Here is a 24,585-nt window from a genome sequence, read left to right as displayed (position 1 = left end):
GTTTTTTTATTGTAAGGATTCTCCTAATGTTCAATAAAGTCACCAAGTCTTTCCAGTACGGCGAGCATACCGTCGTTCTGGAAACCGGCGAAATCGCACGTCAGGCGTCAGGTGCCGTGCTGGTTTCGATTGAAGACACTGTTGTGTTGGCCACTGTTGTTGGCAAAAGCGAAGCGAAAGCGGGTCAGGACTTTTTCCCTCTGACCGTTGATTACGTCGAAAAAACCTACTCCGCTGGCAAGATCCCTGGTGGTTTCTTCAAGCGTGAAGGCCGTCAATCCGAGCGCGAGATCCTGATCTCCCGCCTGATCGACCGTCCACTGCGTCCTCTGTTTCCTGAAGGCTTCTACAACGAAGTTCAGGTCATCATTCACACGGTATCGGTCAACCCTGAAATTGATCCTGATATCGCTGCCATGATCGGCGCCTCGGCTGCCCTGGCTATTTCCGGCATTCCTTTCAACGGTCCTGTGGGCGCTGCCCGTGTGGGTTACGTTGATGGTCAGTACGTGCTGAACCCATCCGCTACTCAGCTGAAATCTTCGGCTCTGGATCTGGTTGTGGCTGGTACCGAGCAGGCTGTGCTGATGGTTGAGTCCGAAGCCAAGCAATTGTCCGAAGAAGTCATGCTGGGTGGTGTGGTGTTTGCTCACGAGCAAATGCAAGCAGCCATCAACTGCATTCACGAACTGGTTGAAGAAGCTGGCAAGCCCGAGTGGGATTGGCAGCCTGCTGCTGTTAACGAAAGCCTGTTGGCTGCGGTAACCGCTGCTGCTGAAGAAGGTCTGACACAGGCCTACCAGACTCGCGAAAAACAAGCTCGTACCGAGCAAGTGCGCGCTGTCTACGCTCAGGTTAAAGAAACGGTCAAGGCTCAAGCTGAAGCCGCCGGTCAGGATCAGCCTGATATGGTTGCCGTCGAAAACATGATGTTCGACCTGGAAAGCAAGATCGTGCGTTCGCGCATCTTGAGCGGCGAGTCCCGTATTGACGGTCGCGACACCCGTACCGTTCGTCCTATCAGCATCCGTCTGGGCGTTCTGCCCCGTGCTCACGGTAGCGCCTTGTTCACGCGTGGCGAAACTCAGGCCTTGGTGGTCACCACTCTGGGTACCAAGCAAGACGAGCAGATCATTGATTCGATCATGGGCGAGTACCGTGATCGCTTCATGATGCACTACAACATGCCTCCATTCGCCACAGGTGAAGCTGGCCGTTTCGGCGCTCCCAAGCGTCGTGAAATCGGTCACGGTCGTCTGGCCAAGCGTGCTTTGACTCCCTTGCTGCCAGCCGCTGAAGATTTCCAGTACTCCATCCGCGTGGTGTCCGAGATCACTGAATCCAACGGTTCCTCCTCCATGGCATCGGTGTGTGGTGGCTCCCTGTCCATGATGGACGCTGGTGTGCCTGTGCAGGATCACGTGGCTGGTGTGGCCATGGGCCTGATCAAGGAAGGCAACAAGTTTGCTGTGCTGACCGACATTCTGGGTGACGAAGATCACCTGGGCGATATGGACTTCAAGGTTGCCGGTACCGAGAAAGGTATTACTGCCTTGCAGATGGACATCAAGATCCAGGGCATCACCAAGGAAATCATGCAGGTTGCATTGGCTCAGGCTCACGAAGGCCGTATGCACATCCTGGGCAAGATGAAAGAGTCCATCGACGGTTCCCGTACCGAGATGTCCGAATTCGCGCCTCGCATGCTGACCGTGAAGATCAACCCCGAGAAGATTCGTGACGTGATTGGTAAGGGTGGTGCAACCATCCGCGCCCTGACCGAAGAAACCGGTACACAGATCGATATTTCGGATGACGGCACCATCACGATCGCCAGCGCCGATCTGGACAAGGCCCGCGAAGCCGAGCGCCGTATTAAAGAGCTGACCGCTGAAGTGGAAGTGGGTCAGGAATACGAAGGCCCAGTGATGCGTTTGCTGGACTTTGGCGCGATTGTGCAAGTGCTGCCAGGCCGTGACGGCTTGCTGCATATCTCCGAGATTGCCAACTACCGTATCGCTAACATCAATGACGTGCTGAAAGTAGGTCAGGTTGTTAAGGTCAAGGTCATTGAAGCTGACGAGAAAGGTCGTCTGCGTCTGTCGATCAAGGCTATTGGTGGTATCGAAGCTCAAGGCGGCCCAGCTGCTCCTGCTGCTTCCTGATAGCGCTTGCAGTCTGCTTGAAGAAAAACCCGCTGCAAGGCGGGTTTTTTGCGTTTGGCATTGTCCGGGGTTGGAGGGGACTGGTTTGAATGCGCCTTGTTTAAACGTTGTACATTCTGGCTAAAGCCTTGGTCTTCGTGCTTTAGAGGAAATCTGTCGTGGGTTTTGGTAGCGCTTGTCTTGGGTTGGCAGGGCTTTATTAAGCGCTGTCTGGATGTCGAGATCATAAAATCCATAAACAGAGAGTGATGCGATGTCATGCTGATCCAAGTTTGAGTTGTCGCTTGGGTGGGTACTGGCCGAGCATGATCAAAAGCTGAGGCAGGAGACAGTCAATGATGGGGATAAACAGGCTATTCAGGTGCTTGTGTGCTGTGATGCTAGTTGGGTCTACGGGGAGCGTTGGCGCTAATGAAGTCGCTGATACGATCTTTCTGGACGCGAAGATCTATACCGCTAATGCCAATTCACCTGATGCCGAGGCGATGGCCGTGAGTCACGGCCGAATTCTGGCCATAGGCAAGAGCGAACAGATCTTGCACTATCAGGGAGCGAAAACTCGCATGCTAAGCCTTGAGGGTCGACGCGTTATGCCTGGCCTGATTGATGCGCACTCCCACGCTATTTTTGCGGGCCTGGCTGCCTTGGCGCCAAATCTGGAGGATCAAGAGCTCAGTCCGCTTGAACTCGCTCAGCAATTGCAAACCTGGCTGGTGGAAAAAGAGTTCGGACCGGATGTGCCTATGGTGGTGTTTGGGGTGAATCCTGCGGTGTGGTCTGCGCCCGAGTCATTGAGCGATTTGCTGGATGCTGGGGCTTGGCAGCATCAGGCTGTGTTGCTGATGGGGGCAGACTATCATACGGCCTGGGCGAATCAGGCAATGCGTGAAAAGGCGGGAATTGACGCTGCTTACGTGCAGTCATTGCCTGCGAAGTCTCGACACACCATCGGTGTGGCCAGTAATGGTCAGCCTGATGGGGTGTTGGTGGATGCTGGCCTGGATAAGGTAACGGTGATCTTGCCCAAACCAGCTGAAAAGCAGCTACTGGCAGCTGCAAAAATCGCTATTGAAACCAATAATCGCTATGGCATTACGGCCTGGATGGACCCGGCGGCCAACGCCGGGCCGGGGGAGGCGTTGTTTTCTCGACCTCTTGGCAGTGTTGGAGAGGGCATATTGCCGGCTTACCGGGTTTTATCAGAAGCGGGTTTATTAACTGCTCATGTTGCTGCCTTGCTGGTGGCCAGTCCGGAGAGTGATGCTGCGGATCTGGAGCAGCTTGATGGTGTCCGAAAGCGCTTTGCGCACATCCCTAACCTGAGTTTGCCGGGTATCAAGGTGTTTGCTGATGGGGTGTTGGAGTATCCGGCTCAAAGCGCAGCCTTGCTGGGCCGCTATGAAAACTCTGGCAAGCAGGGCGAGCTGCTGCTGGAGCAGCGCAAAATGACGCAGCTGGTTGATGCTATTGATCAGCGTGGCTGGCTGGTGCATATCCACGCCTTGGGTGATCGGGCTGTGCGTGTATCTTTGGATGCTATTGAGTCGGCGCGCAAAAAGCGTAGCAGTGGTGTACCGCATTCCATTACGCATCTGCAGTTGGTAAGCCCGGCTGATTACCCCCGCTTTAAACAGCTCGATGTGATGGCTGTCATGCAGTTGCACTGGGCCGAGCTTGATAACTATCTGCTTGATCTGGTCAAGCCTTATATTCCTGATTCGGAGTTTCAGGGTCAGTATCCAGCTCGGTCGCTGCAGCAGCATGGAGCGGTGATTGTGGGTGCCAGTGATTGGCCTATTTCTACGGCGAATCCGTGGGAAGCCATGCATCATGCAATGACACGCTCTGGGCCGGATGGCGGTTTGAATGCAGGCGAGCGTATGGGTAAAGACAGTATGTTTAGGGCCTATACCATCAACGCGGCCAGGGCTATTCGAATGGATAGGGAAATTGGCTCTCTGGAGGTGGGTAAGCAGGCAGACTTTATCGTGCTGGATCGCGATGTGCTGGAGGTAGATGTAGAGGCTTTGAAAGACACTCAGGTTCTGGCGACTTACTTTGCCGGTCGGCAGGTCTACGGCGCAGCTCCGTAGAAGGAGCCTGGCAGTGTTTTTCTGATTGACAGGGTTTGAACAGGCAGTGTGTATGCCGTATGCGGCTTATATAGCGGCAGATGGTTACTGCCCCATTCAATGGTTGGTGAAACAAAAAAGCCCACTATGCCTAGTGGGCTTTGTGTCGCCTGGTTTTTGCTGCAAAACCAACGCAGGTTTGGGCAAATTCAAGGCTTATGTATCAGCGCAGACCGCCTCAGGTCTATGGTGCATCCAGCCGGAATCGAACCGGCACGATCAAAGATCGAGGGATTTTAAGTCCCTTGCGTCTACCAATTCCGCCATGGATGCAGCGGGAGATGATGGCGGAAGCGGTGAGATTCGAACTCACGGATGGGTTACCCCATCGCCGGTTTTCAAGACCGGTCCATTCAACCGCTCTGGCACGCTTCCTGTCTGTTGGGCTTTTCTTCCTGGCAAGTCACATGCGCAAAAAAGCACGGAGGGCAGGAAAGCCTTAAAGTGTAACGTATAAATTTGCCAGCGTCATCGAAATAATCTGTTTTCATGGCTGGAATAGAGCGTTGATGCCAGTGCCTGTGATAGATTGCATCAGGTAAGGCGGCTGCTTATGGTTTGTGCTTGCAGCCGCGCTGGAAAAATAGTCTAGATATCAGGGAGTAGGTATGCGAGCTGTTGAAATTACCGAGTTCGGAAAGCCGGAAGTGTTGCAAGTGGGCGAGCGCCCCATGCCACAAACAGGTCCTGGTGAAGTGCTGGTCAAGGTGCTGGCGGCGGGCGTGAACCGTCCGGATGTCTTGCAACGAGCAGGCGCTTACCCGCCGCCGGCTGGTGCGTCTGATATTCCCGGCCTGGAACTGGCCGGTGAAATCGTATCGGGCGATGTGCAGGGCAGTGAGTTCAAGATTGGGGATCAGGTCTGTGCGTTGGTCACTGGTGGTGGCTATGCCGAATATTGTGTGGTGCCAGTACAGCAGTGCTTGCCTATTCCTGCGGGTTTCAGCTTGCTGGAGGCGGCGGGGCTGCCAGAAACTTTCTTCACTGTCTGGAGCAATGTGTTCGACCGTGGTCAGTTGAGCAAGGGTGAAACCCTGCTGGTTCATGGCGGTGCCAGTGGAATTGGGACAACAGCTATCCAGTTGGCAGTGGCTCTGGGGCATACGGTATATGCCACGGCAGGCAGTGATGAGCGCGTGGAGGCCATTAATCGCTTGGGCGGGATCGGCATCAACTATAAAACCGAGGTTTACGAAGACGTCATCAAAAGCAAAACAGGCGGCCGTGGCGTTGATGTGATTCTGGATATGGTCTCTGGCGACTACATCAACCGGGATTTGACGTGTCTGGCTGATGACGGTCGTATCGTCATTATTGCTTTGCTGGGTGGGGTGAAGGCCACGATTAATTGTGGGGAGATCCTGCGTCGTCGCCTGACTATTACCGGCTCAACCTTGCGGTCCCGCTCTGTCGAGTTCAAGGCCCAACTGGCGCAGGCTCTGAAAGAGCGTGTCTGGCCTTTGCTGGAAGCAGGGCAGGTACGTCCCTTGATTCATGCCACTTTCCCCTTGGAAAAGGCGAGCGAAGCGCATGCCATGATGGAGGCGGGTGAGCAGGTGGGCAAGATCATTCTTGTTCCATAAAAGCAGCAAGGGTGGCGCAGCCACCCTTTTTCTTGCTGTTCTGAAACGAATTTTCTGTCAAATATGCGCGAAACGGATTAGCACGCGCTACAATAGCCGGTTAGCTGCGCCTTGATTGTGGGCGTTGGTGTAACTTTTTGACTGGCATCAAGGGAGCAATGAGCGTACATTCTTCGCGTAAACGACTGGTTGCGGGTAATTGGAAATTAAATGGCTCGCTTGATGGCAACAGCCGTCTGCTGCAAGAACTGCTCGTTCAGCCTGGTGCGCAGGCAGATTGTGATGTGCTTGTATGCGTTCCTTATGTGTATTTGCCTCAGGTGGCAGATATCTTGAAAGAGTCGGCCATAGCGGTCGGTGCTCAAGATGTCAGTGTCCACGCCCAGGGTGCATACACGGGGGAAATCTCGGCAGCAATGCTGGCTGATATCGGCTGTCGCTGGGTGATTGTCGGGCATTCCGAACGCCGCCAGTATCATCAGGAAAGCAGTGCTCAGGTCGCCACCAAAGTTGTTGCGGCACTGGATGCGGGCTTGACGCCTATTGTCTGTATTGGCGAGCAGTTGGCCGATCGTGAGGCGGGGCAGGAAATCTGTGTGGTGCAAGATCAGCTTGAACCCATCAAAGCTCTTGGGGCGGAAGTGGTATCCAAACTGGTCCTGGCGTATGAGCCGGTCTGGGCTATTGGTACGGGCTTGACTGCAACGCCGGAGCAAGCGCAGCAAATGCATCAACAGATTCGCGCCTATATGGGGTCGGATCAGTTGCGTATTTTGTACGGTGGCAGCGTGAAGGCGGATAATGCCGCCGAGCTGTTTGCCATGCCGGATATTGATGGTGCCTTGGTGGGTGGTGCATCTTTGGATGCGCAAGAATTTTTACGTATTGTGGCCGCTTAAAGGGTCTGGAGTCTTTAAATGCAAGATTGGATGTCTTCCGTTCTGATGGCGGTGCAGGTTATCTCCTCGCTGTTGATTATTGGTCTGGTTCTGCTGCAGCAAGGCAAGGGCGCTGATATGGGTTCGGCCTTTGGTGGCGGCTCGGCAGGGAGTGTATTTGGTGCGGCGGGTGCGGCCAACTTTTTGTCGCGTATGACCAAGTGGGCGGCAATCGTCTTTTTTGTGTCTACCGGCGGTTTGGCCTGGGTTGCTCACCATCCTGCGCAGAAAGTAGATGCGGGCGTGATGCAGGGTTACGAATCGTCTGTTCCTGGCGCAGCTCCATCGGGTGCAGCTTCGGTTCCGGCCCCTGACGCTTCTGTGCCAGCTGCTGTACCTTCAGCAACTCCTGAGCAAAGCGCTCCTGCGGTTCCTGCTGCTGAGTAAGTTCGATCTGCTTGGGAATTCAATATTGCTCTATATATAGAAGGCAACAAGGAACACAAGCAGGATCGGAAAGTACGATATCAAAGCCCGCCCTAATGGCGGGCTTTGTTCATTGGGCTGTGTTTGTGTGGAATATGCCTGCGTACGTGCTTTTTTAGGCGTTTTAGGCCGTTTTGTACTGACAGCTTTACTTTTGTCATGCTAATATCGCTGTCTTGATTGCTTGCCGACGTGGTGGAATTGGTAGACACGCTATCTTGAGGGGGTAGTGGCGAAAGCTGTACGAGTTCGAGTCTCGTCGTCGGCACCAAACAAAAAAGTTGAAAAGTTCTGCGATTGCGGAGCCTGGAAATAAAACCTGATCCTGGCAAGGGCAGGTTTTTTTTTCGCCAATTTTTGGGTGTTTTGCCTTCTTGTGTAAGTTGCTTGCGTTGTGATTTTCAAGACTTGGTCTTGATTGTCTGAAAAGTGATTGAACCGGGTCAGTGCATGCTGAATCCTCCTTGGGCGCAAATTCCCATAATGTGAGAATTTATCAAGTGGGTTGAGTGGCCAGCTTTGGCTTTCGATAGGCTGGGGTCGGCGATCTTGTCTTTTTCGGTGCCGATTTCATTTTTTGCCTTGTTTGCAGAAAACCAGCATTGGCAACCGATTGCTCGGATCACTTAAAGCAAGTTCTTAAGAAGATTCGGGCTTTAGCCTGCTAATTGTCGCGCTTGCTCAAGGCGGCATGGAAAGCGGCTTCAAGTGGGTTTTTGTTGTGTATAGCCAACAAGCTGTGCACAAAGATTCACGTTTCCGAAGGGTTTCGTAGTCAAGCGACGGGAATTTTGATGCAATAGCGTTAACTTCCCATCGCGGAGTTAGAAAGAGCAGCAGCACTGTTGTAGTTGGGCTGCTCTGATTTACTCAAATCTACGGAGATTTCTTACATGAAAAAGACTCTGCTCGCTGCTGCTCTGATGGCCGGCTTCGCTGGCGTCGCACACGCAGAAACGTCTGTCACCCTGTACGGTATTCTGGACGCTGGTATTGGTTACCAAAAGCTGAAGTACAACGAAGCCTTGTACCTGTCGAACGTTGACGCTGGTGATTTCTCGCAAAAGCGTACCGGTCTGATCAATGGTATTCAGTCCGGCAACCGCTGGGGTCTGAAGGGTTCCGAAGATCTGGGCGATGGCCTGCGCGCTGTGTTCGTTCTGGAAAGCGGCTTTGACCTGGGCACCGGTAACTCGGCTCAAGGTGGCCGTCTGTTCGGTCGTCAAGCCACTCTGGGTCTGGCTGGCGACAGCTGGGGTCAATTGGACTTCGGTCGTCAAACCAACATCGCTTCCAAGTACTTGAGCGCTGTTGCTGATCCTTTTGGCGGTGGTTTCGACCAAGCTAACATCGGTGGTGCTTTCACTGCAGCTAACACCGCTCGTTACGACAACATGGTCATGTACCAAACCCCTAACTTCTCCGGCTTCCAGTTCGGCGTTGGTTACTCGTTCAACGTGAACGGCAACCAGGCTTACAAGGTTGACGGCGGTAGCCAAGAGAACAAGCGTGGTGTGACCACCGGTCTGCGTTACGCTAACGGCCCTATCGGCGTTGCTCTGACATACGACCAGTTCAAGACACCTGAAAGCCAAGGCGACAGCGTTTCTGTCAAGTCTTGGAACATCGGTGGTAGCTACGACTTCGAAGTTGTGAAGGCTTACTTGGCTTTCGGTCAGACTCGTAACGGTCTGTTCGCAACTCAAGACTACGCTGGTAGCGCCGGTCTGCTGAAAGATGCTGGTATCGAAAGCAGCATGATTGGTCTGGACGGTCTGAAGATCAACTCCTACCTGGTTGGTTTGTCTGCTCCTGTTGGCGCTGGCACCATCATGGGTTCTTGGACAATGGCTGATGCCCGTTCGGCTCCAAACGCTCTGTCCAACAGCCCTCTGTCCTGGGAAATGAAGAAGCAGCACACTTACAGCCTGGGTTACAGCCACCCACTGAGCAAGCGCACCAACGTGTACGCAATTGGTTCTTACGCCAAGAACGTTCACTTCGTGCCTGATGCCAAGTCCACGCTGTTCGGCGTTGGTCTGCGTCACCAGTTCTAATCGATTTGCGTAGCCTGTCTACGCATCGCGATGAGCAAGTCTTCGGGCTTGCTTGAGCTGAAGAAGTATAAAAAGCCATCCTTCGGGATGGCTTTTTTATTGCTCGCTATCTGGGGTGTTCAGGTCAGTCTGTTTGGATTGCGGCTCTTGGGCTGTTTTGAGGCTGTTGCTTCTAGGGTTGTTGGTATGTGCTTGTCTTCGCTCTTGCGGTTCTGTGTGCAGATCTGTTGAATGAGGTGATGCTGAGGCCTGCTGTGCCTAGCGTCCGAATCGCTTGTGTGTTGTGCTTGCCCATCTACTATTCCGACTGCTTGGTCTTGTTTGTCTTGCTTACAAAATAAGCGCGAAAAATCGTTTTCCTGGCTGTTGTGGCTGACATTTTCCTTACAAAAGCGGGTAAGATAATTAATCAGTGCTTGAAATCGCAACCCTTAATAAAGTAAATAATCAATAGTTGAAGGGTTTTTGGTCAGGTAGCTGACAGTTTTTGCGGCATGGGTGCAACACCCGTGCATAGATGTAATGGTTTGGGGTTATCCCCCAAAACTGTGCTCTCAAAATGCTACAATCCAAGAGTTTATTTACTGCGATTGGATGCTTTGCATGAACCTGCAAGAGTACTTTCCCGTTTTGCTATTTATCATCGTCGCCACTGGGATTGGCCTGGCTCTACTTTTAGTCGGTCGAGTGCTCGGTCCAAACCGGCCCGATGCTGAAAAGCTCTCTCCTTACGAATGCGGTTTTGAAGCATTCGGCGATTCGCGCATGAAGGTGGATATTCGTTACTACCTGATCGCGATTCTGTTCATCATGTTCGATCTGGAAATCGCTTTTCTGTTTCCCTGGGCCATGGCCAATGGAACAGTAGGCCTGGTCGGTTTCTGGACCGTTATGGCGTTCCTGGCCGTTTTGACGGTCGGTTTTATCTACGAATGGAAAAAAGGCGCTCTGGACTGGGAGTAAACCCATCCATAGAGAACCCTGCTAGGGGTTTTCGCGTCTGCTGCTGGGCATAAGGGGCACGAGGATGCGTCTTGATGACAGCGGGTTTGGTCAGCAACAGGATAGGCCGGGGCTTCCCAGGGTCTGATCCGGCAAAAGGCAACTACTATGGCTATCGACGGCATTCTCAAAGAAGGTTTTGTGACGACCAGTGCAGACAAGTTTCTGAACTGGGCAAAAACAGGGTCCATGTGGCCCATGACATTTGGTCTGGCCTGTTGTGCAGTGGAAATGATGCACGCTGGTGCAGCTCGTTATGACCTGGACCAATTCGGCATTATTTTCCGTCCCAGCCCACGTCAATCTGACTTGATGATTGTGGCGGGCACCCTGTGCAACAAGATGGCACCCGCCTTGCGTAAGGTGTACGACCAGATGGCCGAGCCACGCTGGGTCGTCTCCATGGGCTCCTGTGCCAACGGTGGCGGTTACTACCACTACTCCTACTCGGTCGTTCGCGGCTGTGATCGCATCGTGCCGGTAGATGTGTACGTGCCAGGCTGCCCTCCGACTGCTGAGGCTTTGGTTTACGGCTTGCTGCAAATGCAGAACAAGATCCGCTTGACCAATACCATCGCACGCTGAACGGTTAGAACAGGCTAAACAAGACTATGACACGGCTAGAAACTTTAAAAACCAACTTGCTCTCTATCCTTGGCGAGCAGGCTGCGTTGACGCAAGCGCGCAATGAACTCACTTTGGAAGTGCCCGCTGATGCATGGGTCGACACTTGCACATTGCTTCGCGACCACGCTGATCTGCGCTTTGAGACCTGTATCGACTTGTGCGGGATTGATTATTCCGCCTGGAAAGCGCCCACCTATCAGGCTGCATCGGCTCAGTTCCCCCATCGCTTTGCCGTTGTACTGCACCTGATGTCCTTGAAGCACAACTGGCGCCTGCGTGTGCGCTGCTTTGTGCCCAACGACGATTTCCCCGCTTTGCCAACCCTGTTCGAGGTCTGGCCGTCGGTGAACTGGTTCGAGCGCGAGGCGTTTGACCTATACGGCATTATTTTCGAGAACCACCCTGATCTGCGTCGCATCCTGACCGACTATGGTTTCATCGGTCATCCGTTCCGCAAAGACTTCCCCATCTCCGGCTACGTCGAAATGCGCTATGACACCGAGCAGAAGCGGGTCATTTACCAGCCCGTCACCATCGAGCCGCGTGAAATCACGCCACGAGTGGTGCGCGAGGACGATTACGGAATTGGGCGATAAGCATCATGGCAGAAATTCAAAACTACACCCTGAACTTTGGTCCTCAGCACCCAGCCGCACACGGTGTGTTGCGTTTGGTGCTTGAGCTGGACGGCGAAGTCATTCAGCGTGCTGACCCCCATATTGGTTTGTTGCATCGCGCCACCGAAAAGCTGGCCGAGCACCGCACTTTCCTGCAAACCCTGCCATACATGGATCGTCTGGACTATGTGTCCATGATGGTCAACGAGCACGCTTACTGTATGGCCGTGGAGCGTCTGGTCGGTGTTGAGGTGCCGTTGCGTGCCCAATACATCCGCGTCATGTTTGACGAGATCACCCGCATCCTGAACCACCTGATGTCGGTCGGTTCGCATGCGCTGGACGTGGGTGCCATGGCCGTGTTCCTGTACGCCTTCCGTGAACGTGAAGACCTGATGGACTGCTACGAAGCGGTCTCCGGTGCCCGTTTGCACGCGGCCTACTACCGTCCTGGTGGCGTTTACCGCGATCTGCCCGGCACCATGCCTCAGTACAAGGCCAACAAATACCGCTCCGACAAAGAACTGAAAGCCATGAACGAAGCGCGTTCGGGTTCCTTGCTGGATTTCATCGAAGACTTCACCAACCGTTTCCCCGCTTGTGTCGACGAATACGAAACCCTGCTGACCGATAACCGTATCTGGAAGCAGCGTCTGGTGGGCGTGGGCGTGGTCGATCCCGATCGCGCCAAGGCGCTGGGCTTTACCGGCCCCATGCTGCGTGGTTCGGGCGTGGAGTGGGATCTGCGCAAGATGCAGCCCTACGAAGTCTATGATCGCGTCGAATTTGATATTCCTGTGGGTCGCAACGGTGACTCTTACGACCGCTATCTGGTTCGTATCGCAGAAATGCGCGAGAGCAACCGCATCATCCGTCAGTGTGTACAGTGGCTGCGCAACAACCCCGGTCCTGTCATCACGGATAACCACAAAGTGGCGCCGCCATCGCGCGAACGCATGAAAACCGGGATGGAGGACTTGATCCACCATTTCAAACTGTTCTCCGAAGGTATGCACGTGCCTACTGGCGAAGTGTATGCCGGTGTGGAGCATCCCAAGGGCGAGTTTGGCATTTATCTGGTATCTGACGGCGGTAACAAGCCTTACCGCATGAAGATCCGTGCTCCGGGCTTCGTCCACTTGCAGGCCCTCGATGAAATGAGCCGCGGTCACATGATTGCCGACGCGGTAACGATCATCGGCACGCAGGACATTGTGTTTGGCGAGATCGACCGCTAAGGTCGCGCCTGGAAAAACGGAACCGAATTATGTTGCTTTCCGAAAAAGCCTACCAACAGATAGATAAGGAACTGAGCAAGTTCCCGGCAGATCAACGTCGCTCTGCCATCATGGCCTCCCTGGCCATTGCCCAGCAGGAAAAAGGCTGGGTATCGCCAGAAATTATCGAGGATGTGGCCCAATACATTGGCGTGGAGCCTATCGCTGTGCAGGAGGTTGCGACCTTCTACAACATGTTCCACACCAAGCCCGTTGGCCGCGTCACCATTTCCGTTTGCACCAACTTGCCCTGTGCGCTGCGTGATGGCGTCAAGGCTGGCGAGTACCTGAAAGAGAAACTGGGTATCGAATACGGTGAAACCACGGCGGATGGCCAGTTCTCCCTGATCATGGGAGAGTGCATGGGTTCATGTGGTGATTCGCCCGTCATGCTGCTGAACAATCAGCACATGTGCGTGCGCATGGAAGCCGAGCGCATTGATGCCATGCTCGAAGAATTGAAGACACACGGAGAATCGGCATGATTGCACCGGACATTCTGCGCAAGTTCGCACAGGGATTGGAACCTAACCCTGGTGGCGACCTGTCGCGCAGCATGATTTTTCATGATCGTCATATTCAGCCACAGATTCTGGCTGGTTTGAACGGCGATAACTGGGGCCTGGAAGAGTACGTCAAGCGTGGTGGCTATGAAGCTCTGCGTAAAGTACTGACTACCGGCATGAAGCCCGAAGACGTGATTGCTGAAGTCAAGACTTCGGCCTTGCGCGGTCGTGGTGGTGCAGGTTTTCCATCGGGTTTGAAGTGGAGCTTCATGCCCCGCAGCTTGCCCGGTCAAAAGTACTTGGTATGTAACTCCGACGAGGGTGAGCCCGGCACTTTTAAAGACCGCGATATTCTGCGTTTCAACCCGCACATCGTGATCGAAGGCATGGCCATTGCAGCCTACGCCATGGGCATTACCGTGGGTTACAACTACATCCACGGTGAAGTGTTCGAAATCTATCAGCGTTTTGAAGAAGCGCTGGAACAGGCCCGTGCGGCTGGCTTTCTGGGTGACAAGATCCTGGGTTCGGATTTCAGCTTCCAGCTGCATGCGTTCCACGGTTACGGTGCCTATATTTGCGGTGAAGAAACTGCGCTGCTGGAGTCCCTGGAAGGCAAGAAGGGCCAGCCTCGCTTCAAACCACCATTCCCGGCCAGTTTTGGTCTGTACGGCAAGCCGACAACCATCAACAACACCGAAACCTTCGCGGCTGTACCCTGGATTTTGCGCAACAGCGGTCAGGAATACCTGGAAGTGGGTATCCCCAATGCGGGCGGTACCAAGATCTTCTCCATTACTGGCGACGTAGAGCGTCCCGGTAACTACGAAGTGCCTCTGGGTACACCGTTTGCCACCTTGCTGGAATTGGCAGGCGGCATGCGCGACGGTCGCAAACTGAAAGCTGTGATCCCTGGTGGTTCCAGCTCGCCCGTTTTGCCCGCCGACATCATCATGGCGACCAACCTGGACTATGACTCCATTGCCAAGGCTGGTTCCATGCTGGGTTCGGGCGCTGTCATCGTGATGGACGAGACTCGTTGCATGGTCAAGTCCCTGCTGCGCCTGTCCTATTTTTACTATCACGAAAGCTGCGGCCAGTGCACGCCGTGCCGGGAAGGCACAGGCTGGTTGTGGCGCATGGTGCATCGTATCGAGAACGGTCAAGGTCGCCCAGAAGATCTGGACATGCTCGATGACATCGCACAGAACATCATGGGTCGCACCATTTGCGCCCTGGGTGATGCTGCTGCCATGCCGGTGCGCAGTTTCGTTAAGCATTTCCGCGACGAGTTCGCACACCACATCGAGCATAAAGGCTGTGTGGTGCCTCAATATTTGTAGGCCAGGACAACGTAATGGTAGAACTCACCATCGATGGCATTAAAGTTGACGCCCCGGAAGGCAGCATGGTCATTCAGGCTGCCCATGACGCCGGGGTCTACGTGCCGCACTTCTGTTATCACAAAAAACTGAGTATTGCCGCCAACTGCCGCATGTGTTTGGTGGACGTGGAAAAAGCGCCCAAGCCTTTGCCTGCTTGCGCCACTCCCGTCACCAACGGCATGGTTGTGCGTACTCGTTCGGAAAAAGCCATTGCCGCTCAAAAAAGCGTCATGGAATTCCTGCTTATCAACCACCCCCTGGATTGCCCCGTGTGCGATCAGGGCGGTGAGTGTCAGCTGCAGGATCTGGCCGTGGGTTACGGTGGCTCCGAGTCGCGCTACAAGGAAGAAAAGCGCGTTGTGGCCGCCAAATCCATGGGCCCACTGATCTCGACCGAAGCCATGCAGCGTTGCATTCATTGCACCCGCTGTGTGCGTACTGGCGAAGAAATCGCCGGCGTTCAAGAGGTTGGTATGCTCAACCGCGGCGAGCACGCTGAAATCACCACCTTTGTGGGTCGCGCAGTCGAGTCTGAATTGTCGGGCAACATGATTGACGTTTGCCCCGTGGGTGCCTTGCTGTCCAAACCCTTCCGCTTCAATGCCCGTACCTGGGAATTGGCTCGTCGTCGCAGCGTTAGCCCGCACGACAGCGTGGGTGCCAACCTGGTGCTGCAAGCCAAGATGGACAAGGTGCTGCGTGTTGTTCCTTTCGAGAACGACGAAGTCAACGAGTGCTGGATCAGCGACCGTGACCGTTTCTCCTACGAAGGCCTGTACACCGAAGATCGTCTGACTCGCCCCATGGTGCGCGGTGATGACGGCCAGTGGCGCGAAGCCTCCTGGAACGACGCCATGCAAACCATCGTTGCCGGCATGAACGCCGTGCGCGAGAAGTTTGGTGCAGATCAGCTGGGCTGTATTGGTTCGGCTACCTCCACGACCGAAGAACTGGCTTTGCTGGCTCGTCTGGGTCGTGCTCTGGGTACCGAAAACGTGGACTTCCGTCTGCGTCAGACCGATGCCCGTCTGGATGGTGCTCTGGCCGGTGTGCCTTGGTTGGGTATGCCTCTGACCGCCTTGAACGAGCTCGATCGCGTTCTGGTCGTGGGCTCCTTCCTGCGTAAAGATCACCCCTTGATGGCCCAGCGTCTGCGTCAGGCTGTCAAACGTGGCGCTCAAGTTTCCTTTATTGATTCGGCTGCCGATAATCCATTGTTCAATGCGATTGCTGGCCGCATGACGGTGGCTCCCAGCCAGTTGGCCAACTCCCTGGCTCAAGTGCTGGTTGCCGTTGCCAAAGCCAAAGACAGCGCAGTTCCTGCGGGTCTGGAAGGCGTGCAAGTTTCTCCTGAAGCTCAGCAGATTGCTGACAGCCTGGTTTCCGGCGAACGCGTGGCTATCTTGCTGGGCAATATGGCTGTCAACTCGGATCAGGCTAGCGTAATTGCTGCCAACGCCAATGCGATTGCACAGGCTAGCGGTGCCAAGCTGGGCTTTCTGACTGCCGGTGGTAACACCGTGGGTGGCTACTTGGCTAACGCCGTACCGGGCAAGGGCGGTTTGACTGCCGAGCAAATGCTGGCTCAAACCCTGCGTGCTTACCTGGTTCTGAATGTTGAGCCAGCACTGGACAGCGACCTGGGCGAACGCGCAGTAGAAACACTGAAGTCCGCCACCTTCTCGGTCGCGCTGACTTCCTATCGTTCCGCTGCCGAGCAGTGGGCCGATGTGATGCTGCCTGTGTCTCCTTTCACTGAAACCTCCGGCACCTTCGTGAACGCCGAAGGCCGTGTACAAAGCTTCAAGGGTGCTGCTGCTCCTGTGGGCGATACACGTCCGGCCTGGAAGGTTCTGCGAGTGCTGGGCAATCTGTTCCAGCTGGATGGTTTTGACGATGAAACCTCCGAATCGGTTCGTGACTCTGTCATGGCTGCCGGTGTGGAATCGCGTCTGTCCAACCAGATCAATCTGGCTGCCAGCGTTCTGCCTGCAGCAAGCGGTCTGGAGCGTGTGGCTGATGTGCCGATCTACCGTAGCGATGCGCTGGTGCGCCGTTCGGCTCCCTTGCAGGAAACACCTGCTTCGGCAGCACCTACGGCTCGCATGGCCGCTGCCACGCTGGCCCAACTGGGTCTGGCTGACGGCGATCTGGTAAAGGTTCGTTCTTCACAAGGCGAAGTCAGCCTGCCAGCTCAGCTGGATGACACCGTGGCATTGAACTCGGTGCGTGTTGCCACCGCTTTTTCTGAAACAGCCGCTTTGGGTAGCGCATTCGGTCAATTGACAGTGGAGCGTGCATAACATGGAATTTCTCTCTGCCATCAATAGCTACGGCACGGACCTGCTGGGTCCGACCGCATGGTATGTGGTGTGGACGCTGCTGAAGGTTGTTGCCATCGCTGTGCCCGTCATTCTGTGTGTTGCCTACCTGACTTACTGGGAGCGCAAGATGATCGGCTTCATGCACGTTCGTCTGGGACCAACCCGTGTTGGTTACCGTGGCTTGCTGCAGCCTTTCGCTGACGTTTTCAAACTGCTGACCAAAGAGCTGATCGTTCCAGCGAAGTCCAACAAGGTCCTGTACCTGTTGGCTCCGGTTGTGACGCTGATGCCTGCTCTGGCTGCCTGGGCTGTGATTCCTTTCAGCCCCGATGTGGTTCTGTCCGACGTTAACGCCGGTCTGCTGTACATTCTGGCGATTACTTCGCTGGGTGTGTACGGTGTGATCGTGGCCGGTTGGGCTTCCAACTCCAAGTACGCCTTGCTGGGTGGTCTGCGTGCAGCCGCTCAGGTGCTGTCCTACGAACTGGCCATCGGTTTCGTGCTGATTACCGTGTTGCTGGTTTCCGGCACGCTGAATCTGTCGGGCATCGTGCTTGGTCAGACTCAGGGTTACTTTGCGGACAAGGGCTTGAACTTCCTGTCCTGGAACTGGCTGCCACTGCTGCCACTGTTTGTGATCTACGTAATTTCCGCTGTTGCTGAAACCAACCGTCACCCGTTTGACGTGGTGGAAGGCGAATCGGAGATTGTGGCCGGTCCTATGGTGGAGTACTCCGGTACCGGTTTCGCTCTGTTCTTCTTGGGCGAATACGCCAACATGATTTTCCTGTCGGCTCTGGCGTCCATCATGTTCTTGGGTGGCTGGACTCCCATTGTTGAGTTCGCTCCATTTACCTGGATTCCGGGGTGGCTGTGGCTGGGTCTGAAGACCTTTGTCGTGGTCTCCATGTTCATCTGGTTCCGTGCAACGTTCCCACGTTACCGCTATGACCAGATCATGCGTTTGGGCTGGAAAGTATTTATCCCGCTGACCGGTGTTTGGCTGGTTATTGTGGCGATCTGGATGCAGACGCCCTGGAACATCTGGCATTAAGGCTAAGGGGCAAGATTATGGAAGCAATCAAAGATTTCTTTGGCAGCCTGATGCTGTCCGAGATGCTCAAAGGCATGCGCCTGACGGGGAAGTATTTCTTCAAGCGCAAGGTAACCCTGCGTTATCCCGTTGAAACCACGCCCGCTTCGCCACGTTTTCGCGGTCTGCACGCTTTGCGTCGCTACGAAAACGGCGAAGAGCGTTGCATCGCGTGCAAACTGTGCGAGGCCGTATGTCCCGCCATGGCCATCTCGATCGAATCGGCAGAGCGCGAGGACGGTACCCGCCGTACTACGCGTTATGACATCGATCTGGCCAAGTGTATTTTCTGTGGTTTCTGTGAAGAAAGTTGCCCGGTCGATTCGATCGTGGAAACGCACATTCACGAGTACCACGGTGAAAAACGCGGCGATTTGTACTACACCAAGGACATGCTGCTGGCTATCGGTGACCGCTACGAAGACGAGATCGCTCGTCGTCGTGCCGCAGATGCACCTTATCGCTAAGGCCGGAGCTCTACACTCATGTTATTTACTACTGTTCTGTTTTATGTGCTGGCGCTGGTGATGGTGGTGGCCGCGTATCGCGTGATCGCTGCCAAGAATCCGGTTACAGCCGTATTGCATTTGATTCTGGTGTTCTTCACGGCCGCCATGATGTGGATCACGATGGGCGCCGAGTTCCTGGGCCTCTTGCTGGTGGTGGTCTATGTGGGCGCCGTGATGGTGATGTTCCTGTTCGTCATCATGATGCTGGACGTTCGTCAGGAATCCGCTGCCAAGAAATTCAAGGCTCACGTGCCTATGGGGCTGTTGATCGGCGCCATCATGGTTCTGGAAATGGGCTTTGTGCTGACCAAGCTGTGGTTTACAACGGCACCTGCTGCCGCGGTGGCTGCGGACTACAACAACACCCGTGTTATTGGCGAGTTGATGTACTCCCAGTACGTGCTGGCGGTGTTGCTCGGTGGCATTGTGCTGCTGGTTGGCATGATCTCGGCCATTGCACTGACTCTGCGTAAACGTGAAGGTGTCAAACGCACCGTCTCCAGCGAACAAGTCAAGGTTCGTTCGCAAGACCGTCTGCGCATGGTTTCCATTCCTTCTCAAACCGAAAAGCCGTCGGCGTCCAGTTCGGCTGACGCTGTCGTGCCAGGAGACAAATGATGATGACGCTGACGCTTGCGCACTATTTGGTCCTGGGCGCTGTGCTGTTCACGATCGGCCTGTTCGGCTTTTTCCTGAACCGTCGCAACCTGATTATTTTGCTCATGTCTGTTGAGCTGATTCTTTTGTCGGCCAACATGAACTTTGTGGCCTTCTCCACCTGGATGGGCAACGAGGCAGGTCAGGTGTTTGTCTTTTTCGTCCTGACGGTCGCTGCGGCCGAGGCGGCCATTGGTCTTGCAATTCTGGTTCTGTTGTTCCGTAACCTTAATTCGATCAATGTCCAGGATCTCGACCAGCTCAAGGGTTGATGGGATAGCACACTAATGAACTCCATAAATCTTTACTTAACGATTGCGCTTGCTCCCCTGGTGGGTTCGGCGCTAGCCGGTTTGTTCGGTACCGGCTTTCTGGGTCGATTTATCGGCAAGACAGGCGCTCACCTGATTACGATCGCGGGCGTGCTGATTTCCTTTATCGGCTCGGTCATGGTCATGTTGCAGGTTCTGGAAGGCCAGACCTTCAACGGTCCGGTCTACACCTGGATCACCATTGGCAGCATTCAGTGGGATATCGGTTTCCTGATCGACAAGCTGACTGCCCTGATGATGGTGGTGGTGACGTCCGTGTCGCTGATGGTGCATATCTACACCATTGGCTACATGAAAGATGATCCGGGCTACCAGCGCTTTTTCTCTTACATCTCGCTGTTTACCTTCTCGATGCTGATGCTGGTCATGTCCAACAACATGCTGCAACTGTTCTTCGGTTGGGAAGCGGTGGGTCTGGTGTCTTACCTGCTGATCGGTTTCTGGTACGAGCGCAAGACTGCCATTTTTGCCAACATGAAGGCCTTCCTGGTCAACCGTGTGGGTGACTTCGGTTTTGCTCTGGGTATTGGCTTGCTCTACGCCTACACCGGCTCCATGAACTACAGCGACGTGTTCGCCAAGGTTCAGGAACTGAGCACCATGACATTCCCCGGTACTGACTGGCAATTGCTGACCGTTGCTGCTCTGGCCCTGTTTGTGGGTGCCATGGGTAAATCGGCTCAGGTTCCTTTGCACAGCTGGCTGCCTGACTCCATGGAAGGTCCTACTCCTATCTCGGCGCTGATTCACGCCGCGACCATGGTGACGGCCGGTATCTTCATGGTGGCTCGTTTCTCGCCTGTGTTTGAACAGTCGACAACCGCGCTGTCCTTCATCATCGTGATCGGTGCAACGGGTGCCTTGTTCCTGGGCTTGCTGGGTATTATCCAGAACGACGTCAAACGCGTTGTGGCTTACTCCACCTTGTCCCAGCTGGGTTACATGACGGTAGCTCTGGGTGCTTCGGCTTACTCGGCTGCTGTGTTCCACCTGATGACACACGCTTTCTTCAAAGCCTTGCTGTTCCTGGGCGCTGGTTCGGTGATTATCGGTATGCACCACGATCAGGACATCCGCAATATGGGTGGTCTGCGCAAGTACATGCCTATTACCTGGCTGACTTTCCTGATCGGTACGCTGGCTCTGGTGGGTACGCCGTTCTTCTCGGGTTTCTACTCGAAAGAGCACATCATCGAAGCCGCAGGCGAAGCCGGTATCTGGGGTTCGACCTACGCTTACTACGCCACACTGATCGGTGTGTTTGTCACCTCGCTGTACTCCTTCCGTCTGTACTTCCTGGTATTCCACGGCAAAGAGCGCTTCCGTGACGTCAAGCACGACGAGTCGCATGGTCACGACGACCATCACGCTCACGGTGGCGATCCTCACGAGTCGCCTTGGGTGGTTACGCTGCCTCTGGTTCTGCTGGCCATTCCGTCGATCTTCGCCGGTATCTGGTTCGTTGATCCATTGCTGTTCGGTGGCTACTTTGAAGGCATTGTGACGGTTCTGCCTGACCACCCTGCAATGGCAACGCTGGCCGAGCACTGGACCGACTGGATGGCTTACGCCGTACACGGTTTTGGCACACTGCCATTCTGGCTGGTTGTGGCTGGTGCTGTGGTGGCCTGGTACATGTACCTGGTTAATCCTGCTTTGCCTGCCGCTATCAAAAAGAACTGCTCTTTTATCTACCGTATCCTGGAGAACAAGTACTACGTTGACTGGTTCAACGAGCAAGTGCTGTCTCGTGGCGTTCGCTGCCTGGGTACGGGCCTCTGGAAAGGTGCTGACCGCGGTCTGATTGACGGCCTGGTGGTCAACGGTAGTGCACGCGTAGTGGGCTGGGTGGCTGCAATCAGCCGTCATATCCAGTCCGGCTATGTCTATCACTACGCCTTTGCCATGATCCTCGGGATCCTGGCGCTCTTATCCTTTTTTGTACTGACGGTTCGGTAAATGGCTAGCGATATGGCGTCTTCTACTCTTCCTTGGTTAACGCTGGCGATTTTCGTACCTATCGTCGCTGGCCTGTTGGTGCTGGCTCTGGGGCGTGATGATCGTCCCACCTTCACCCGCTGGCTGGCTCTGCTGGGTTCGATTGCCGGTCTTGTTGTCACTATTCCTCTGTACACGGGCTTCAATTCCGGTACGGCCGACATGCAGTTTGTCGAGCTGGCCCCCTGGATTGATGCCTTCAAGGTGAATTACCACCTTGGCGTGGACGGTATTTCCATGTGGTTTGTTCTGCTGACCGCTTTCATCACGGTGATCGTGGTGCTGGCGGGCTGGCAGGTAATCAAGAACCGCGTGGCGCAATACATGGGTGCCTTCCTGATCCTGTCGGGTCTGATGGTTGGCGTGTTTGCCGCTCTGGATGGCTTGCTGTTCTACGTGTTCTTTGAAGCCACGCTGATCCCGATGTACTTGATCATCGGTATCTGGGGTGGTCCGAACCGCGTGTATGCATCGGTCAAGTTCTTCTTGTACACCTTGCTCGGCTCGCTGTTGACCCTGATCGCATTCATCTACTTGTGGAATGTGTCCGGCGGTACTTTCGATATCCTGACCTGGCATAAAGTGCCGCTGGATTACACCACTCAGGTGCTGATCTTTGCTGCTCTGTTCATGGCTTTTGCTGTGAAGGTGCCTATGTGGCCTGTCCACACCTGGTTGCCGGATGCCCACGTGGAAGCACCTACTGGTGGTTCCGTGGTGCTGGCTGCCATCATGTTGAAACTGGGTGCTTACGGTTTCCTGCGCTTTTCCCTGCCCATCGCTCCTGATGCTTCGCAAGGTCTGGCCGGAATCATCATTGCCCTGTCTCTGGTCGCGGTGATCTACATTGGTCTGGTCGCCATCGTTCAGGACGATATGAAAAAGCTGGTGGCTTACTCCTCTGTGGCTCACATGGGTTTTGTCACGCTGGGCTTTTTCGTGTTCAACACCACGGGTATGGAAGGCGCGATCATGCAAATGATCTCGCACGGTTTCGTGTCCGGTGCCATGTTCCTGTGTATTGGTGTGTTGTACGACCGCCTGCATAGCCGTCAAATTGCCGATTACGGTGGTGTGGTCAAAGTGATGCCTCGCTTTGTCACCTTCTTTGTACTGTTTTCCATGGCTAACAGCGGTTTGCCAGGTACCAGCGGCTTTATCGGTGAGTTCACCGTCATCATGGGCGCGGTTGAATACAACTTCTGGATTGGTCTGTTGACAGCAACAGCGCTGATTACAGGTGCGTCTTACTCGCTGTGGATGCTCAAGCGCGTGGCCTTTGGCCCCGTGGGTAACGACAATGTTGCCGGCATGAGCGACCTGAGTGGCCGTGAGTTCTTCGTTCTTGGCGTAATGGCGATTGCGGTGCTGGGCATGGGTGTGTATCCCAAGCCATTTACCGAGGTCATGCACGTTTCGGTTGAAGCGTTGCTGCAACACGTCTCCATCTCGAAACTGTAGGCCGAATCACTATGGATACTACCTTTAACTTTTCTCTGGCTTTGCCCGAGATCCTGCTCCTGGTTCTGGCTTCGTGTGTGCTGATTTTTGATGCTTTCAGCAAACACAAACAGCGCCACTCGACGTTTGTTCTGAGCCTGTTGACGCTTGCCGTGGTTGCGGCCAGCGTAGCCTGGCAGTGGTCCAAGGGCGTGAGCGGTGTCTCGTTTGGTGGCCTGTTCGTCGCAGACGAGTTGGCGCACTTTCTGAAGCTGCTCTCGTGTGTGGCCGTGGCTGCTACCCTGATCTACGGTCGTGAGTACGCCGAACAGCGCGATATGATGGAACGCGGTGGTGAACTCTACACTCTGACTCTGATGGCTCTGCTGGGCCAGATGATCATGATTTCGGCCAACAGCATGTTGACCGCTTATCTGGGTGTGGAGCTGATGTCCTTTGCGCTGTACGCACTGGTTGCCCTGCGTCGTGAACACCGTCAGTCCATTGAAGCGGCGTTGAAGTACTTCGTTCTGGGTGCGTTGGCATCGGGTATCTTGCTGTACGGTATGTCCATGATTTTTGGCGCTACCGGCCATCTGGAATTCCCACGTATCGCTGAAGTCATCGCTAACGGTCAAGCCGAGCGTCTGGCTCTGGTCTTCGGTGTGGTGTTTGTTGTGGCAGGTCTGGCCTTCAAATTGACGGCTGCTCCTTTCCATATGTGGACACCGGACGTCTATCAAGGCGCTCCTACTACCGTTACCCTGATCATCGGTGCTGCTCCTAAACTGGCTGCTTTTGCCGTAACCATGCGCTTCCTGGTTGAGGCTCTGCACGGTATTGCCGTGGACTGGCAGCCCATGTTGCTGATCATGGCTGTGCTGTCGCTGGCTCTGGGTAACCTGACCGCGATCATGCAAAAGAATCTCAAGCGTATGCTTGCGTATTCGACCATCTCGCACATGGGTTTCATTTTCCTGGGCTTGCTGGCTGGCGTGTTCAATGGCGAGACTCACTCTCAAGCCTACGGTGCTTCGCTGTTCTATGTGGTGATCTACGTTCTGACCACCCTGAGCACTTTCGGTCTGATCCTGATCCTGAGCCGTCGTGGTTTTGAATGCGAAAACATCAGCGACCTGAAAGGCCTGAACCGCCGTAACCCTGGTCTGGCTTTGATCTGGCTGCTGTCCATGTTCTCCCTGGCTGGTATTCCTCCGCTGTCCGGCTTTGCTGCCAAGCTTAGTGTTCTGCAAGCTGTGGTGGGTGCAGGCTATGTCTGGCTGGCTGTGTTTGCCGTGATCATGTCCTTGATCGGTGCTTTCTACTACCTGCGTGTCGTGAAGGTTGTTTACTTCGACGAGCCTGAAGGTGAGGAGCATCCTGTGGCAACGGGCTTGCTGACCAAGCTGGTCATGCTGGTAAACGGCGTTCTGATTATCGGCCTGGGTGTGTTGCCTGGTGGCTTGATGGACACCTGCATCCGCGTGATTCAGTCTTCCTTGCAGTTTTAAGTAGGT

The 24,585-nt window shown here is 54.6% G+C and carries 20 protein-coding genes and 3 tRNA genes; 21 read left to right on the top strand and 2 right to left on the bottom strand.

Annotated features, from left to right (window positions below; translation table 11 throughout):
• Window positions 1-26 precede the first annotated feature (26 nt).
• Together pnp and M2Q46_RS07255 are read left to right on the top strand one after the other, a co-directional pair.
• Window positions 27-2,165 carry a polyribonucleotide nucleotidyltransferase gene (gene pnp, locus M2Q46_RS07260; protein ID WP_035272454.1) on the top strand — a complete coding sequence of 713 codons (2,139 nt, stop codon included), beginning with the start codon at window positions 27-29 and terminating at the stop codon, window positions 2,163-2,165.
• Between the two features lie 377 nt (window positions 2,166-2,542).
• Window positions 2,543-4,258, top strand: coding sequence for an amidohydrolase (locus M2Q46_RS07255; protein WP_302356951.1), 1,716 nt, complete (start codon window positions 2,543-2,545; stop codon window positions 4,256-4,258).
• 226 nt (window positions 4,259-4,484) lie between these two features.
• Here the strand turns inward: M2Q46_RS07255 and M2Q46_RS07250 are convergent.
• Both M2Q46_RS07250 and M2Q46_RS07245 read right to left on the bottom strand, forming a co-directional pair.
• Window positions 4,485-4,570, bottom strand: a tRNA-Leu gene (locus tag M2Q46_RS07250).
• 12 nt (window positions 4,571-4,582) lie between these two features.
• Window positions 4,583-4,672, bottom strand: a tRNA-Ser gene (locus M2Q46_RS07245).
• A gap of 233 nt (window positions 4,673-4,905) precedes the next feature.
• On the opposite strand from M2Q46_RS07245, the gene M2Q46_RS07240 reads away from it, so the two are divergent.
• The 19 genes from M2Q46_RS07240 (at window position 4,906) to nuoN (ending at window position 24,579) form a co-directional block, all read left to right on the top strand.
• On the top strand, window positions 4,906-5,880 hold the full coding sequence (locus M2Q46_RS07240) for an NAD(P)H-quinone oxidoreductase (protein ID WP_035272457.1): 975 nt from the start codon (window positions 4,906-4,908) through the stop codon (window positions 5,878-5,880).
• A 158-nt stretch (window positions 5,881-6,038) separates the two neighbouring features.
• Window positions 6,039-6,779, top strand: a complete 741-nt coding sequence (gene tpiA, locus M2Q46_RS07235; protein ID WP_302356950.1) for a triose-phosphate isomerase — start codon at window positions 6,039-6,041, stop codon at window positions 6,777-6,779.
• An 18-nt stretch (window positions 6,780-6,797) separates the two neighbouring features.
• Complete coding sequence (secG, locus tag M2Q46_RS07230) at window positions 6,798-7,205, top strand: preprotein translocase subunit SecG (RefSeq protein ID WP_009456694.1); 408 nt, start codon at window positions 6,798-6,800, stop codon at window positions 7,203-7,205.
• A 225-nt stretch (window positions 7,206-7,430) separates the two neighbouring features.
• Window positions 7,431-7,515, top strand: a tRNA-Leu gene (locus tag M2Q46_RS07225).
• A 622-nt stretch (window positions 7,516-8,137) separates the two neighbouring features.
• Window positions 8,138-9,301, top strand: coding sequence for a porin (locus tag M2Q46_RS07220; RefSeq protein WP_083053260.1), 1,164 nt, complete (start codon window positions 8,138-8,140; stop codon window positions 9,299-9,301).
• A gap of 603 nt (window positions 9,302-9,904) precedes the next feature.
• A complete protein-coding gene (locus M2Q46_RS07215) occupies window positions 9,905-10,264 on the top strand; it encodes an NADH-quinone oxidoreductase subunit A (RefSeq protein ID WP_003801061.1) in 360 nt (119 codons plus the stop codon).
• Between the two features lie 147 nt (window positions 10,265-10,411).
• The gene (locus tag M2Q46_RS07210; RefSeq protein ID WP_003801059.1) at window positions 10,412-10,888 is read left to right on the top strand and encodes an NADH-quinone oxidoreductase subunit B family protein; all 477 of its coding nucleotides are present in this window, start codon (window positions 10,412-10,414) and stop codon (window positions 10,886-10,888) included.
• A gap of 26 nt (window positions 10,889-10,914) precedes the next feature.
• Window positions 10,915-11,526, top strand: coding sequence for an NADH-quinone oxidoreductase subunit C (locus M2Q46_RS07205; protein ID WP_009456690.1), 612 nt, complete (start codon window positions 10,915-10,917; stop codon window positions 11,524-11,526).
• Between the two features lie 5 nt (window positions 11,527-11,531).
• The gene (locus M2Q46_RS07200) at window positions 11,532-12,785 is read left to right on the top strand and encodes an NADH-quinone oxidoreductase subunit D (protein ID WP_003801056.1); all 1,254 of its coding nucleotides are present in this window, start codon (window positions 11,532-11,534) and stop codon (window positions 12,783-12,785) included.
• A gap of 29 nt (window positions 12,786-12,814) precedes the next feature.
• Window positions 12,815-13,309 carry an NADH-quinone oxidoreductase subunit NuoE gene (gene nuoE, locus M2Q46_RS07195; RefSeq protein ID WP_026483139.1) on the top strand — a complete coding sequence of 165 codons (495 nt, stop codon included), beginning with the start codon at window positions 12,815-12,817 and terminating at the stop codon, window positions 13,307-13,309.
• Window positions 13,306-14,673, top strand: coding sequence for an NADH-quinone oxidoreductase subunit NuoF (nuoF, locus tag M2Q46_RS07190; protein WP_009456684.1), 1,368 nt, complete (start codon window positions 13,306-13,308; stop codon window positions 14,671-14,673). The genes nuoE and nuoF overlap by 4 nt, the downstream gene beginning before the upstream one ends.
• Window positions 14,674-14,687: 14 nt before the next feature.
• Window positions 14,688-17,018, top strand: coding sequence for an NADH-quinone oxidoreductase subunit NuoG (gene nuoG / locus M2Q46_RS07185; RefSeq protein WP_083053261.1), 2,331 nt, complete (start codon window positions 14,688-14,690; stop codon window positions 17,016-17,018).
• 1 nt (window position 17,019) lies between these two features.
• Window positions 17,020-18,093, top strand: coding sequence for an NADH-quinone oxidoreductase subunit NuoH (gene nuoH / locus M2Q46_RS07180; protein WP_060186470.1), 1,074 nt, complete (start codon window positions 17,020-17,022; stop codon window positions 18,091-18,093).
• 17 nt (window positions 18,094-18,110) lie between these two features.
• Complete coding sequence (gene nuoI / locus M2Q46_RS07175) at window positions 18,111-18,599, top strand: NADH-quinone oxidoreductase subunit NuoI (protein ID WP_003801051.1); 489 nt, start codon at window positions 18,111-18,113, stop codon at window positions 18,597-18,599.
• 18 nt (window positions 18,600-18,617) lie between these two features.
• Window positions 18,618-19,259, top strand: a complete 642-nt coding sequence (locus M2Q46_RS07170; RefSeq protein ID WP_009456678.1) for an NADH-quinone oxidoreductase subunit J — start codon at window positions 18,618-18,620, stop codon at window positions 19,257-19,259.
• A 2-nt stretch (window positions 19,260-19,261) separates the two neighbouring features.
• Entirely contained in the window at window positions 19,262-19,570 is a 309-nt protein-coding gene (gene nuoK / locus M2Q46_RS07165; protein ID WP_026483136.1) for an NADH-quinone oxidoreductase subunit NuoK, read from the top strand.
• Between the two features lie 15 nt (window positions 19,571-19,585).
• Window positions 19,586-21,589 carry an NADH-quinone oxidoreductase subunit L gene (nuoL, locus tag M2Q46_RS07160; RefSeq protein ID WP_060186471.1) on the top strand — a complete coding sequence of 668 codons (2,004 nt, stop codon included), beginning with the start codon at window positions 19,586-19,588 and terminating at the stop codon, window positions 21,587-21,589.
• Between the two features lie 12 nt (window positions 21,590-21,601).
• Window positions 21,602-23,089 carry an NADH-quinone oxidoreductase subunit M gene (locus M2Q46_RS07155; protein ID WP_302356947.1) on the top strand — a complete coding sequence of 496 codons (1,488 nt, stop codon included), beginning with the start codon at window positions 21,602-21,604 and terminating at the stop codon, window positions 23,087-23,089.
• 11 nt (window positions 23,090-23,100) lie between these two features.
• Window positions 23,101-24,579 (top strand): NADH-quinone oxidoreductase subunit NuoN, encoded by a 1,479-nt coding sequence (gene nuoN / locus M2Q46_RS07150; protein WP_083053262.1) that lies wholly within the window; start codon window positions 23,101-23,103, stop codon window positions 24,577-24,579.
• Window positions 24,580-24,585: the final 6 nt, after the last annotated feature.

Source organism: Alcaligenes sp. YSL9 (assembly GCF_030515105.1).
Lineage (GTDB): Bacteria > Pseudomonadota > Gammaproteobacteria > Burkholderiales > Burkholderiaceae_B > Alcaligenes > Alcaligenes phenolicus.
Note: the sequence above shows the minus strand (reverse complement) of the source record. Positions and strands in the feature narration are given on the sequence as shown.